Here is a 13,296-nt window from a genome sequence, read left to right as displayed (position 1 = left end):
TGAGGGGACTGGCGTACTCGACCGTCACGTCCTGCGGGAAATGTCAGTAATCAAAGTCGCTGGTTCCCGGCCCTTCCCCGATGAGGCCAGGACGACGGTCTCTACCGGGTCGCGTAGAAGGCGACCGCGGACGAGGCCGCGACGTTCAGCGAGTCGACCCCGTGCATCATGGGGATGGTGACCCGTGCGTCGAGGAGTCGATCGGCGCCGGGCGTCAATCCACGCCCTTCGGTGCCGAAGACCAGCGCCAAGTTCTGATGGTCTTGTGCGACCAGTTCATCGACAGTGATCGCACCCTCTCCTAGCGTCATGCCTGCCACGACGTAACCCGCCTCCTTCAACAACTGGATGCCGTCGGGCCACGGCTCGATGCGCGTCCACGGCACCTGGAAGACAGTGCCCATCGAGACGCGCACCGAGCGACGGTACAGCGGGTCGGCACAACTCGGTGTCACCAGCACAGCGTCGACTCCGAGCGCCGCGGCAGACCGAAACGCCGCACCTATGTTTGTATGATCGACCAAATCTTCCAAGATGGCGATCCTCGATCGCCGCGGGGCGCCGCTGACCCGCGGTTCCTGCGCCGCGTTGGCGTGGTCGACCATGTCCTCGAAGACGACGGCGCGTTGTGCCTTCTTCAGGAGGTCGGCGGGCGGCGGCAGGGGCTTGCGGCGCATGGAGGCGAGCGCGCCGCGGTGGACGTGGTAGCCGGTGACGCGTTCGGCCAGGTCCGGGGTGACCTGGTAGACGGGGGCGGGGGTCCGGTCGATGACATCGCGCATGACGTCGGTCCACTTGGCCGTCAGGAGCATGGACCGCATCTCGTAACCGGCCGCGACCGCACGGCGGATGACCTTCTCGCCCTCGGCGATGAACAGGCCTTCGGCGGGCTCGCGGCGACGGCGGAGTTCGACGTCCGTGAGGTCGGTGTAGTCGGCGAGGCGAAGGTCGGCGGAGCCGTCGGGGGCCGCTTCGACGGTGACGATCTCAGCCACGGTCGGTGTCCCGGTGGGTGTTCCGGTCGGCATCGGGGTCGGTGCCGGGGTTCGCGCCGATGGAGACCACGTCGCCGATGACGATGACGGCCGGGGGCCGTACGTCCTGAGTACGGACGGCTTCGGCGGCCGTTCCGAGCGTCGCGTCGACGCGGCGCTGGGTCGCCGTGGTGCCCTCCTGGATGAGCGCCACCGGGGTGGACGGCGGCCTGCCGTGGGAGATGAGGGTCAGGGCGATGGCACCGATCTTGTCGACAGCCATCAGCAGCACGAGTGTGCCGCGCAGCCGGGCGAGTGCCGGCCAGTCGACCAGGGAGCGCGGGTCGTCGGGAGCGACATGGCCGCTGACCACCGTGAACTCGTGCGCCACGCCCCGGTGTGTGACGGGGATGCCCGCCGCGCCGGGGACGCTGATGGAGCTGGAGATGCCGGGGACGACGGTGCAGGTGATGCCCGCGTCTGCGAGAGCCTGTGCCTCCTCCATGCCGCGCCCGAAGACGAAGGGGTCGCCGCCCTTGAGCCGTACGACAGCCTTGCCCGCCTTGGCGTGCTCGATCAGCGCGTTGTTGATCGCCTCCTGGGCCATGTAGCGGCCGTACGGGATCTTCGCCGCGTCGATCACCTCGACGTGCGGCGGGAGTTCGTCGAGGAGGTCGCGCGGGCCGAGTCGGTCGGCGATGACGACGTCGGCCTCGGCGAGGAGACGCCGGCCGCGGACGGTGATCAGCTCCGGGTCGCCGGGGCCGCCGCCGACGAGGGCGACTCCGGGAGTCCGGGTGCGGTGGCGGGGGGCGGCGAGGGTGCCGTCGCGCAGGCCCTCGACGATGGCGTCACGTACGCCGGCGGAGCGTCGCGGGTCGCGTCCGGTGAGGACGGCGACGGTGACGCCCTCGCTGCGGCCGGTGGCCGGGGTCCAGGCTGTGGCGGCGTCGGCGTCGTCGCTCCGTACGCACCAGGTTCTGTTCCGCTCGGCCTCGGCGGAGGCACGGGCGTTCGCCTCGGGGTCGCTGGAGGTGACGAGGACGTACCACGCGTCGCTCAGGTCGCCGTCGGCGAACGCGCGGCGTTCCCAGCGCAGTTCGCCGGCGTCGGCCATGGCTTCGACCGAGGGCGTGGCGGACGGCGACACGAGCAGGATGTCGGCGCCGGTCGCGATGAGCGCCGGCAATCGGCGCTGGGCGACCTGTCCGCCCCCGATGACGACGACGCGCCGCCCGGCAAGACGGAGTCCGACGGGGTAGGCGGGATGCTCGGCCATGGCGCTACGGGCTCCTCTGGGGACGGTGCGGGGTGCTGAAGGGGCTGGTGGGACGCGGGGTTCCAGCTTAGTGCGGGGCGTGAGGGCTCGGGGTGGCCTGTCGCCTCGCCCCGGCGGCCCGCACGGGTCCGGGTGCGGGTGCGGGTGCGGGTGCGGGTGCGGGTGCGGGTGCGGGTGCGGGCGGCGGAGCTTTCCCCTACCCGCCCCTTCCCGAAACCGGGGCTCTGCCCCGGACCCCGCACGGCCTTCGGTCGTGCCCTCAAACGCCGGGCAGGCTGGGGTTTCGGGGCTCCACCCCGGACCCCGCTCCTCTAACGCCGGAGGGCTGGGATTGCCCGCCCGGCCCCAGGCCTCAGGAGAGGGCTGGGAGGGGTGGGGTGGGGGAGGCCGCCGGCTACTTCTCCGTCACTCCCGCCGAGTCGAACGTCGCCACCTCGTGCATCGCCCGCGCCGCGCTCTGCACCACCGGGAGCGCCAGCAGGGCACCCGTGCCCTCGCCCAGGCGGAGGTCAAGGTCGACCAGCGGGCGCAGGCCCAGCTTGTTGAGGGCGGCCACATGGCCCGGTTCGGCGCTGCGGTGGCCCGCGATGCAGGCCGCCAGCGCCTCGGGGGCGATGGCGCGCGCGACGAGGGCCGCCGCTCCCGCGCTCACTCCATCGAGAATCACCGGCGTACGCAGCGAGGCACCGCCCAGCAGGAAGCCGACGAGTGCGGCCTGTTCCAGGCCGCCGAAGGCCGCGAGGACGCCGATGGGGTCGGCGGGGTCGGGGCGGTGGAGTTCGAGACCGCGTCGGACGACGTCGACCTTGCGCGCGTGCGTCTCGTCGCTGATGCCCGTGCCGCGTCCGGTGACCTCGGCCGGGTCCAGCTCCGTGTAGACGGAGATCAGCGCCGCGCAGGCCGTGGTGTTCGCGATGCCCATCTCGCCGGTGATCAGGCCCTTGTTGCCCGCCGCCACCAGGTCGCGGGCAGTCTCGATGCCCGTGTCGATCGCGGCCAGCACCTCTTCGCGGGTCAGCGCGGGGCCGGTGGTGAAGTCGGCCGTGCCCGCCCGGACCTTGCGGGGCAACAGGCCGGGGGTGGCGGGCAGTTCGCCCGCTACGCCGACGTCGATGACACAGACCTCCGCGCCGACCTGATTCGCGAAGGCGTTGCAGACCGCCCCGCCGCCAAGGAAGTTGGCGACCATCTGCGCCGTCACCTCCTGGGGCCAGTGCGTGACGCCCTGCGCGTGCACGCCGTGGTCGCCGGCGAAGACCGCGACGGCGGCGGGCTCCGGAATCGGTGGCGGGCACATCCGGGAAAGACCGCTGAGCTGTGCGGAGATGATCTCCAGCATGCCGAGCGCCCCCGCGGGCTTGGTCATCCGCTTCTGCCGCTCCCACGCCTCGCCGAGCGCCTTCGCGTCGAGAGGGCGGATACCGGTGATGGTCTCCTTCAGGAGGTCGTGGGGCTCCTCGCCGGGCAGCGCCCGGCGGCCGTACGTCTCCTCGTGGACGACCCAGGACAGCGGGCGGCGCTTGGACCAGCCCGCCTGCGTCAGCTCGGGCTCCTCCGGGAACTCGTCGACGTACCCGACGCACAGATACGCCACGACGTCCAGGTGCTCGGGGAGGCCGAGCGCGCGGACCATCTCGCGTTCGTCGAAGAAGCTGACCCAGCCGACGCCCAGTCCTTCGGCGCGGGCGGCGAGCCACAGGTTCTCGACCGCGAGGGCGGAAGAGTACGGCGCCATCTGCGGCTGCGTGTGGCGGCCGAGGGTGTGCCGGCCGCCGCGGGTGGGGTCGGCGGTGACGACGATGTTCACCGGGGTGTCGAGGATGGCCTCGATCTTCAGTTCCTTGAACTGCTTGGCCCGGCCCTTGGGGAGCGACTTGGCGAAGGCGTCGCGCTGGCGCTGGGCCAGTTCGTGCATGGTCTGCCGGGTCTCGGCAGAACGGATGACCACGAAATCCCACGGCTGTGAGTGGCCGACGCTGGGGGCGGTGTGCGCGGCTTCGAGGACGCGCAGCAGCACCTCGTGCGGGATCGGGTCGGGGCGGAACCCGTTGCGGATGTCCCGTCGCTCGCGCATGACGCGCAGGACGGCCTCGCGCTCGGCGTCGTCGTAGCCGGGGGCGGGAGCGGTGGCGGTCACGGTGGCGGCAGGGAGTGAGGCGTCGTCCGCGACGGCGGGGGGCTCAGGCTCGGGCTCCGCGTCGGGCACGGGGGCCGGGGCCGGGGTCACGACGGGGACGGCCGCGGCCACCGGTGTGGGTTCCTCCTCCACCGCGGCGGGCTGGGGCTCCGGCTCCGCAGGTACGGGCTCCGGCTCGGGCTGGGCCTCGGCGGCCGGCGCGGGCTCGACCGGCTCGACCCGCTCGACCGGGGCGGGCGGTACCGGGTCGGCACCGGGCAGCGCTATCGGCTCGCGCTTCTCCTCGGCCTCGACCGGCTCGACGACCGGGGACTCGTCCACGACGACGGCTTCGGGTACGGGGACGGGCTCGGGCTCGGGCTCGGGCTCCGCCACAGGCTCCTCGGCCACCGGCGCGGGCGTCGACGCGGGCTGGGGCTGCGGCTCAGGTGCCGGCTCGGGCTCGGGCTCCGGCTCGGCCACTGCTTCGAGCACCGGTTCGGGCTCCGGTTCAGGCTCGGGCTCCGGTGCGACTTCCTGCACCGGTACGGGCACAGGCTCAGGGTCCGGCACCGGCACGGGGGCGAACTCCGGTCCGAAATCGGGGACGACCGTTTCCGCCGGCGTCTCCGGGACGGCGGCTTCCTCCGGCACCACCTCGGCGACCGCGACCGCGACCGCCGCCTCCGCCATCGGCGTCTCGGACTGCGGCGGCAGGGACGCCCACGGGTCCGCACCCTGCACGGGAATCGCGCCGAGCTGGGGCCCCGGCAGTACGGCGGCCTCCTCACGCGGGATGTCCAGATACTCGGGGCCGGTCGTGGACGGCCCCTGAGTCTGGACAGGCACCGGAGTCGGCGGCGTGGTCGTGGGACCACGGTCGGCGAGCGAACGCACCACGCCACCCGTGGAGTCGGGCATCGGCGGGCCCATGTGCAGCGGTCGGCGCGCGGGCGGCGGCGCCGGCGTGGACGTGGCGGTCGGGACACGTACGGCCCCGAGGTCGACCGAGCCCGAGTCGCGCCCACCGGCTTCGTGAGCGCCCGGTTCAGGGGCCGGTGCCGACGCGGGTTCAGGTGCGGGTTCCGGTGCCGGTGCTTCGGCGGCCAGCGGCGGTGCGGGCGCCTCGGCGACTGCGTGCGGCGCCTCCCGTACGGCCTCCTGGGCCAACTCCGGTGCTGGTTGCGATGCGACCTCAGGAACCGGAATCTCCACAGGAGCGGCGGCCGGTGCGTACGTCTCCGGCGCCACCGTGAACTCGGCCTGCCGCACCTGCATGTGGGCCACGTCCGGCGCGGGGTACTCCGGCTGCGAGTACGTCGCGAGCTGCGACTGCGGCTGCTGCGACTGCGGCGCGAACTCGGTCTGTCCCAACTGCTCCGGAATCTGCGCGGCGGGAACGGGCTCGGCCACAGGCACCGGCTGCGGATGCGGATCGCCCCACGCACCCTGCGAACTCGGCATCAACAGAAGGTCGTCGTCCTCGGGAGCACTCTCGGAGGGGTCCAGGTAGGCGTAGGAGCCGGCAGCGGGGTCGCCCGGCTTCTCCACCATGCCTGCGTTCTCCGGCTGTCCCTCGCCCAGGACCTGGCCGGTGTCAGTCATGCGTACCCCTCGCCCATTGGTTGTGCTCCTTCGGCCCTTCGACCGGGACGCCCGATCCGGCGGCCCGTCCGGCGCCCGTCAGTGTCAACGAGCGTGGGCGTCGCGCGGCACGAATCGAGCCGCGACCCGCACGTATTCTCGCGGCCGTTCGCGGTCGACACGCGGTGATCTGCGGCGGCCGTCTGTGGGCTGCGCCACGTCGCGCGTCCCCCGTGCAGCCGTACCACATGAGGGTCCAAAAGGACCCCCTTTTCCGGACATTGACGAACGAAGCGACGAACGACCGGCTGCGGCACAACGGTCGCTCAGCCTACCTCGCGCCGCTGACAACGGGGTCAGGGGGCGCGGTCCGGCCGCTTCCCCGAGACCAGGAAAACCACGGAGCGTTCGCGCTCCGACCACGCCCCGGTGTCCATGTCGACGGACTGGAGCAGGACGCATTCCACGGCGTAACCGCCCTCGCGGAGCGCGGTGCAGACGGCCTCCGCCTCGTCGCGCGTCGCGGCGTGGGTCACGATGCGCGCGGGCCTGCGGTCGGCGCAGGCGATGACGACATCCACTCCCCCGCCGCCGATGCGTACGACATCGGGTTCGGGCAGATTCTCCAGCACATGGGGCGCACGGCCTTCCACGACTTCCAGTTGTACGCCGGCGCGACGGGCGGCGGCAGCGGTGCTCGCGCACGCCCCCGGTTCCGCGTCGACGGCGATCACGGCCGCTCCGAAGCGCCCCGCCTCCGCGGCGAGTGCGCCGCTGCCGGACCCGATGTCCCAGACCAGGTCGCCGGTACGGGCGCCCAGCCGGGCGAGTTGGGCCGCGCGCAGCCAGGTCGACTCGCCCTCGTCGAGGTCGACGCCGTACTCCTCGGTGGGCAGCGCCCAACCCCGTTCGGCGGGTGGGTACTCGGGGTCGTGGCCCGCGATCCAGCCACCGGTGCGGACGGACGCGGCGCCGATGCCGCCGATGACGATGACGACGTTGGGATCGCGCCAGACATGGTCCGCGACCTTGTCGGAGGTGAGGACGGTGACCTGTTCGCGTTCGGTGCCCAGCTCCTCGCAGATGACGAAGGTGCGGTGAACTCCCTGGAGCAGCAGGGCGAGTTCGGCGGGCCCGGCGCCCGGGGAGGTGAGGACGGCGACCTTGGTGTGTGCCCGGCACACGTTGACGGCGCGACGGAGTGTGCGCCGCTGGGCGACCACCACCTGTGCGTCGTCCCAGGGCATTCCGGCGCGGGCGAAGGCGGTGGCGACGGCGGAGACCGCGGGGACGACTTCGACCTCAAGTCCGTGCTCGGGCGCGCGCAGGGTGCGTACGACGCCGAAGAAGCCCGGATCGCCGTCGGCCAGGACGACGGCGCTGCCGCGGTGTCCGGCGATCCTGCGGGCGGCGAGGTCGACGCTGCCGAGGCGGACGCGTTCGGCGTCCGGCGGTATTTCCGGCAGGGCGAGATGGTGGGCCGCGCCGGCCACCAGAGTCGCGGCGGCGAGGGCGGACGTGGCCGCGGGCGTGAGGGGCGAGCCGTCCCAGCCGATCACCGTGACGCGGTCGGCCATCGTCGTCAGTCTCCCCAGGGGTTGTCAGGTCGTTTCGTCGCAGGCCGGAGGTGCCGCGGTTCTGCTGTGTCTTGAGGGGGTCCGCACCGTGGCGGTCGTGTGAGGGTACCCGTCGGCCGTCGCGCCGTCTGCCGTGGGTGCGGGCAGCCGCCGGGGTTCAGTTCCAGTCGGTGAACGAGGCGTAGCCGCCCGCGTCCGCCATCTGGTCGGCCACGCCTTCGAGGTCTTCCGGCAGCAGGCTCCACACGATGAGGTCCGTGCGGATGTCGATCCAGCCGCCGGTCTCCGTCTGCGAACGTGCTATCCACGCGTTGCGCAGGACGCCCTCGCTGATACAGCCGGCCTTCTGCGCGACCTGCTGGGCGGCCGTGTTGTCCGCGGCCGTGCGCAACTCGATGCGCTCGAAGCCCTGGTCGCGGAAGAGCCACTGCGCGACGGCGAGCACCGACTCGGTCGCGTAGCCCTCACCGCGCGCCCAGGGGGCGGTGACGTAGGAGATCTCGGTCGCGCGGGTGCGCCAGTTGGTGTTCTTCAGTCGCGCGAGACCGACGAGGCGCTGGGTCAGGAACTCGGTGACGGCGAGGACCAGTCCGCGCCCCTCGGTGCGTTCCGCGGGAGCGATTCGGCCCACCCACTCCTCGGCGTGCCGAGTGCTGTACGGGTGCGGCGCCGACATCCACGCGATGACCGGTTCGTCATTCATCATCTCGATGTGCGCCGGGATGTCCGCGGCCTCGAACGGGCGCAGCACCAGCCGCTCGGTGCTGATGGAGACGTCCGGAAAGGTGGTAGTCATGCTCAGCTCCATGCCTCAGTCCGTCGTAAATGCACAGCATGCAGCATCGGGTGAGCCCCGCACACGACCGGGGTGTGCGGGGCTCGTACCGGATTGACGGCCGGGTTACGCGGGCGCGTTGCGCGGCGCGCTACGCCGGCGGGCCGAACGCGGGCAGGACCGCGCCGTTCTTGTAGGTGTCCTTGATGTACGTCTCCACCTCTGGCGAGTTGAGGAGCTTCGCGAGCTTCAGCACCCGCGGGTCCTTCTCGCTGCCCTCCTTCACGGCGAGGAAGTTGGCGTACGGGTTGTCCGCGGTCTTCTCCAGCGCCAGGGAGTCCTCGGCGGGGTTGAGGTCGGCCTCGATCGCGTAGTTGCCATTGATGACGGCGGCGTCCACGTCGTTCAGCGCGCGGGGCAGGGTGGCTGCCTCCAACTCCTTGAACTTCAGGCCCTTGTCGTCCGTGATGTCGGCGAGCGTGCCGTTGCCCGTCACACCGTCCGCGAGCGTGATCACGCCGTTGTCGGCGAGGAGCTTCAGGGCGCGCCCCTCGTTGACGGTGTCGTTCGGGATGGCCACGGTCTGGCCGGACTTGAGGCCGCTCAGGTCCTTGACGGTCTTGGAGTAGAGGGCGAGCGGTTCCAGGTGGACATTGACGACCGGCACGATGTGGGTGTCGTTCTTCTTGTTGAAGTCGTCGAGATAGGGCTTGTTCTGGAAGAAGTTGGCGTCGACCTCGCCACTCTCGGTGGCGGTGTTCGGCAGGACGTAGTCCGTGAACTCCTTGACGTCGAGCTTGAGTCCGGCGTCCGCCGCCAGTTCGTCCTTGACGAAGTTCAGGATGTCGGCGTGCGGGGTCGGGGACGCGGCGACGAGCAGGGGCTTCGACTCGTCGGCCTTGGCGCCGTCCGCCGACTTCTCGGCGGGGTCGGACGCGGTGCCGCAGGCGCTCAGGCCGATGGCGAGGGCGGTGGTGGCCGCGGCGGCGGCGATCTTGAGGTGAGTGCGCACGAAAAGTGCCTCTTTCCGGGTGTGTGGTGGTCAGGTCCGCACAAGGAGTGCGGGCCGGTGGGACATCTGGGGAGTCGGGCGCGGGGCGCCGTACGGTCGGGCTATGCCGTACGGGTCCGGCGGGTCAGCAGCCGTACGGCGAGGTCGCCGATCAGCTGGATCACGGTGACGATCACGATCAGCACGACGACTGTGGCGATCATGAAGTCGTTCTCGAACCGCTGGAATCCGTAGGTGACGGCCTTGGAACCGAGACCTTCGCCGCCGACCGCGCCGGCCATCGCCGAGTAGCCGATGAGCGCGATGACGGTGGTGGTCGTGCCCGAGACGATCGACGGCAGGGCCTGCGGGAGAAGCACCTTGCGGATGATGGTGGGAATGGAGCCGCCCATGGCCTGGACGGCTTCGACCAGGCCGTGGTCGACCTCCCGGATCGCCGTCTCGACCAGCCGCGCGAAGAACGGGATGGCGCCGATGGCGAGCGGCACGATCATCGCCGTGGGACCGATGAAGGTGCCGACGACGAAGGTGGTGAAGGGGATCAGCGCAATCAGCAGGATGATGAAGGGCAGCGAGCGGCCGATGTTCACAATCACGCCGACGACCTTGTTGACGGCGGTGTTCTGGAGCAGGCCGCCCTTGTCGGTGAGGACGAGCAGGACGCCCAGCGGCAGTCCGCCGGCGACGGTGACCAGGGCCGACCACAGCACCATGTAGAGGGTGTCGAGAGTCCCCTGAGTGAGCAGGGGCTCCATTTCGGACCAGGTCACTTGGCACCATCCTTGGTGAGCGGGGCCCTGGTGAGCACGGGCTCGGCGGTCACGCCGCCGTCGGCCGTCACGCCACCGCCGGCCGTCACGCCGCCGTCGGCCGGCTCCACGAACTCGACCTGGAGTCCCTGCTCGCGCAGGAAGCCGACGGGCACGACGTTCTCCTCGAAGGGGCCGGGCAGTTCGATCCGCATCCGGCCGATCTGGCGGCCTCCGACGGTGTCCATCGCCGCGCCGAGGATCGAGATGTCGATGTTGTAGGTGCGCGACAGCTGGGAGATGACCGGCTGGGTGGCCGCCTCGCCGTGGAACGTCACGTCGATGACCGTGCTGCCGGGTCCGGACCCGGTGCCGTCGACCGGGAACAGCTCGCGCGCGAGCCGCGAGCCGGGGGTGGCGAGCAGTCCGCCGACCGTGCCGGACTCCGTGATCCGGCCCTGCTCCATCAGCGCGGCCGAGTCGCAGATCGTCTTGACGACCTCCATCTCGTGCGTGATCAGCAGGATGGTGAGGCCGAGCTGCTGGTTGATGTCGCGCAGGAGTCCCAGGATCGAGCGGGTGGTTCCGGGGTCGAGCGCGCTTGTCGCCTCGTCGGAGAGCAGCACCTTCGGCTTGCCCGCCAGCGCGCGGGCGATACCGACGCGCTGCTTCTGGCCGCCGGAGAGCTGGGCCGGGTAGACCTTTGCCTTGTCGGCGAGGCCGACGAGGTCGAGCAGTTCGCGCGCCCTGCGTGAACGTTCCTGCCCGGTGTGGCCCAGGATCTCCAGCGGCAGTTCGATGTTGTCCTGGACGGTGCGCGACGACAGCAGGTTGAAGTGCTGGAAGACCATGCCGATGGAGCTGCGTGCGCGGCGCAGTTCCCTGCCGGCCCGCCGGCCGCGGCCGGCGAGCGCGGTCAGGTCGGTCCCGTCGACGCTCACGGTGCCGGCGGTGGGACGTTCGAGGAGGTTGACGCAGCGGATGAGCGAGGACTTGCCGGCGCCGCTGCGGCCGACGACTCCGAAGACCTCGCCCTCGCGTACGTGCAGGTCGACGCCGTCCAGAGCGGTGATCTCATGGTCGCGCGACCTGCCGGTCCGGGCGGCCCGATAAACCTTCGTCAGGCCCGTAGTGGTGATCACAGGAGGTTTCCGTCACTGTCGGGTGCGCGGCACGGCGGCCGGCGGGGTACGGGGATTCGGGCGGTCCGACAGGGCTCGGCACGTCGACTCACGGCACAGCACGTCAACTCATGGCGGCTCACGGCCGGCCATGTGTCAGGGACGTACGGGTGCTACGAGACGTGACCACGGACGTGGCGTCGCTTCTGTCGGGTCTCGCTTCGGGGCGCGAGGCTCAGGCAGGGGCCCTCAGTGGGCGCACATTCGACACAGACAGCGAGCACCGGGCGTCGTGATCGCCTCGGTCGCAAGGGTGCGGCTGCTCGTCGTGGTCATGTCGGTAAGTAAAGCAGACGTATAGGCACGGTTCGGCTGGCTGTCCGAATAGCGGATACGCGGGAAGGCGGCCCGTCGATCTTCCGATTCACCGCTCTGACCTGCATGGATATACCCGCGAGGTCGTCGGCGAGGTGTCGGCACCCGGTCGGTGGCGGTCGTGGGCTGTGGCCAAGACCACGGTCAGGGTCACGATCACGGCAAAGCCGATGGCGACGACGACGGCGGTTGCGGCGCCCAGTCGGCGGCCCACTGCCCCCCAGGGGCGATCGCACCGGGTTTTTCAGGCCGTAATACTCTCGTCGTCATGCTTGTCGCCCTGACGGTCGCGGTCTCCGTGGCCGCTCTCGTCCTCGCCGCCTGGTGCGGTTTCGCCGCGTACCGGGACCAGCCCACCAAGGACTGGCACTTCATGGGCATGGCCGTGGTCACGGTGCTGGCGTTGGCCCAACTGATCGTCGGGATCGTTCAGTTGGCGCGTGGCGAGGACCCGGCCCAGGGTTCGGTGATCTTCGTCTCGTATCTGATCGGCGCGTTGGCCGCCATTCCGGCGGCCGGGTTCCTGTCCCTGGCCGAGCGGACCCGCTGGGGCTCGGTGACGGTCTCCGCCGGCGCCGTCGTCCTCGCCGTACTGGAAGTGCGTCTGTACGACATCTGGGGAGGCTGACAGTGGAGACCGGAACAGGCGCCGCCGACGCGGGCACGGGCGAGCGGCCGGCGGGGCGGACCAGGCTCGTCCAGGGGCCCGGACTGCTGCTCGTCTGGCTGTACGGAGTGATGTCGGTCGGCGCGGTGTCGCGGACGGCCTTCGAGATCTCCACCAAGTTCGACCGGGCACCGCTGGCGTACACGCTGTCGGGCGTCGCTGCCCTCGTGTACGTGTTCATCACCTACACGCTGGTACGGGGCGGCGAGACGGCCCGGAAGGCGGCGCTGGTGTGCTGCGGCGGCGAACTCGTCGGCGTGCTCACCGTCGGGACCTGGACGATCGTGGACCCCTCCGCCTTCCCCGACGCGACCGTGTGGTCCGGGTTCGGCTGGGGGTATCTCTTCATTCCCGTGCTGCTGCCGATCACGGGGATGCTGTGGCTGCGCAGGTCCCGACGGAGTTGAGCGGGCTTGACCGGTTGAGCGGGCTTGGACCGGTGACCGGTGACCGGGTGACGGCTTGAGAGGTGAGGGGCCGACGGTCAGGCGCTGGCGACGAACGCCCCCGTGGCCGCTTCCTTCTCCAGCGTCACGACCGTGAGACCGGGACCGGCCGACTCGCTGGCCACCGGCGCGTACCCCTTGCTCCGGTACAGCCGCAGATTGCCCTCGCTGCGATGGCCGGTGAACAACTGAAAGCGCTTGGCCGCCTCGTCCCCGGCGAAGCTCCCCTCGATAGCGTCGAGCAGCCGGCCGCCGAGACCGTGGTGCCGCATCCGCGGGTGGACGATGAGCTTGCCGATCCTGGCCGTGCCCTCGGTGTCGATGACGCCCCGTACGGAGGCCACGACTTCGCCGCCGAGCCTGGCCACGAGAGCGTGGCCGCGGGCGATTTCGTCCTTGAGGTCGTCGAGGGTCTGGGTCAACGGTTCGATGGTGTAGTCACCGTAGAGCTCGGCCTCGCTCTGGTAACAGAGATACTGGAGCTTGAGGATGTGCTCCGCGTCCTGCGCACTCGCTGCTGAGATGGTCACGCTCATGCCCATGTGTGCATGCCTCCCGCTCACCTGCCGCCGCCGGTTGTCTACCGCTCCTTTCCCCGGAGTTCAGGAGCTGCAACCTCTG

Annotated in this window: 11 protein-coding genes; 2 read left to right on the top strand and 9 right to left on the bottom strand. The window is 70.9% G+C overall.

The window, feature by feature from the left end; genetic code table 11:
- Positions 1-101: 101 nt before the first annotated feature.
- The 8 genes from ACIBLA_RS12240 to ACIBLA_RS12205 all read right to left on the bottom strand — a co-directional run bounded on the left by ACIBLA_RS12240 (position 102) and on the right by ACIBLA_RS12205 (position 11,208).
- Complete coding sequence (locus ACIBLA_RS12240) at positions 102-995, bottom strand: RNA methyltransferase (protein ID WP_363244329.1); 894 nt, start codon at positions 993-995, stop codon at positions 102-104.
- Positions 988-2,253: a uroporphyrinogen-III C-methyltransferase gene (cobA, locus tag ACIBLA_RS12235; protein WP_399198511.1), complete on the bottom strand. Its 1,266-nt coding sequence runs from the start codon at positions 2,251-2,253 to the stop codon at positions 988-990. The genes ACIBLA_RS12240 and cobA overlap by 8 nt, the downstream gene beginning before the upstream one ends.
- A 394-nt stretch (positions 2,254-2,647) precedes the next feature.
- On the bottom strand, positions 2,648-5,974 hold the full coding sequence (cobT, locus tag ACIBLA_RS12230) for a nicotinate-nucleotide--dimethylbenzimidazole phosphoribosyltransferase (protein WP_399198510.1): 3,327 nt from the start codon (positions 5,972-5,974) through the stop codon (positions 2,648-2,650).
- A 335-nt stretch (positions 5,975-6,309) separates the two neighbouring features.
- Entirely contained in the window at positions 6,310-7,530 is a 1,221-nt protein-coding gene (gene cbiE, locus ACIBLA_RS12225; RefSeq protein WP_399198509.1) for a precorrin-6y C5,15-methyltransferase (decarboxylating) subunit CbiE, read from the bottom strand.
- A gap of 157 nt (positions 7,531-7,687) precedes the next feature.
- Positions 7,688-8,326 (bottom strand): GNAT family N-acetyltransferase, encoded by a 639-nt coding sequence (locus ACIBLA_RS12220; protein WP_363244333.1) that lies wholly within the window; start codon positions 8,324-8,326, stop codon positions 7,688-7,690.
- Between the two features lie 130 nt (positions 8,327-8,456).
- A complete protein-coding gene (locus ACIBLA_RS12215) occupies positions 8,457-9,317 on the bottom strand; it encodes a MetQ/NlpA family ABC transporter substrate-binding protein (RefSeq protein ID WP_363244334.1) in 861 nt (286 codons plus the stop codon).
- A 101-nt stretch (positions 9,318-9,418) separates the two neighbouring features.
- On the bottom strand, positions 9,419-10,087 hold the full coding sequence (locus ACIBLA_RS12210; RefSeq protein ID WP_363244335.1) for a methionine ABC transporter permease: 669 nt from the start codon (positions 10,085-10,087) through the stop codon (positions 9,419-9,421).
- Positions 10,084-11,208, bottom strand: coding sequence for a methionine ABC transporter ATP-binding protein (locus ACIBLA_RS12205; protein WP_399198508.1), 1,125 nt, complete (start codon positions 11,206-11,208; stop codon positions 10,084-10,086). Before ACIBLA_RS12205 ends, ACIBLA_RS12210 begins: the two co-directional genes overlap by 4 nt.
- A 622-nt stretch (positions 11,209-11,830) precedes the next feature.
- Here ACIBLA_RS12205 and ACIBLA_RS12200 point away from each other — a divergent pair.
- Positions 11,831-12,190, top strand: a complete 360-nt coding sequence (locus ACIBLA_RS12200) for a hypothetical protein (protein ID WP_363244337.1) — start codon at positions 11,831-11,833, stop codon at positions 12,188-12,190.
- A gap of 2 nt (positions 12,191-12,192) precedes the next feature.
- On the top strand, positions 12,193-12,636 hold the full coding sequence (locus ACIBLA_RS12195; protein WP_399198507.1) for a hypothetical protein: 444 nt from the start codon (positions 12,193-12,195) through the stop codon (positions 12,634-12,636).
- A gap of 77 nt (positions 12,637-12,713) precedes the next feature.
- Here ACIBLA_RS12195 and ACIBLA_RS12190 read toward each other — a convergent pair whose 3' ends face one another.
- Positions 12,714-13,217, bottom strand: a complete 504-nt coding sequence (locus ACIBLA_RS12190; protein WP_363244338.1) for a GNAT family N-acetyltransferase — start codon at positions 13,215-13,217, stop codon at positions 12,714-12,716.
- Positions 13,218-13,296: the final 79 nt, after the last annotated feature.

The organism is Streptomyces sp. NPDC050433 (assembly GCF_044458565.1).
Taxonomy (GTDB): Bacteria; Actinomycetota; Actinomycetes; order Streptomycetales; family Streptomycetaceae; genus Streptomyces.
Note: the sequence above shows the minus strand (reverse complement) of the source record. Positions and strands in the feature narration are given on the sequence as shown.

What these genes read in the sequence shown, in the direction of transcription:
- cobA (WP_399198511.1), bottom strand. Translation starts at nt 2,253, where the DNA reads ATGGCCGAGCATCCCGCCTACCCCGTCGGACTCCGTCTTGCCGGGCGG.
- cobT (WP_399198510.1), bottom strand. Translation starts at nt 5,974, where the DNA reads ATGACTGACACCGGCCAGGTCCTGGGCGAGGGACAGCCGGAGAACGCA.
- cbiE (WP_399198509.1), bottom strand. Translation starts at nt 7,530, where the DNA reads ATGGCCGACCGCGTCACGGTGATCGGCTGGGACGGCTCGCCCCTCACG.
- ACIBLA_RS12220 (WP_363244333.1), bottom strand. Translation starts at nt 8,326, where the DNA reads ATGACTACCACCTTTCCGGACGTCTCCATCAGCACCGAGCGGCTGGTG.
- ACIBLA_RS12200 (WP_363244337.1), top strand. Translation starts at nt 11,831, where the DNA reads ATGCTTGTCGCCCTGACGGTCGCGGTCTCCGTGGCCGCTCTCGTCCTC.
- ACIBLA_RS12190 (WP_363244338.1), bottom strand. Translation starts at nt 13,217, where the DNA reads ATGGGCATGAGCGTGACCATCTCAGCAGCGAGTGCGCAGGACGCGGAG.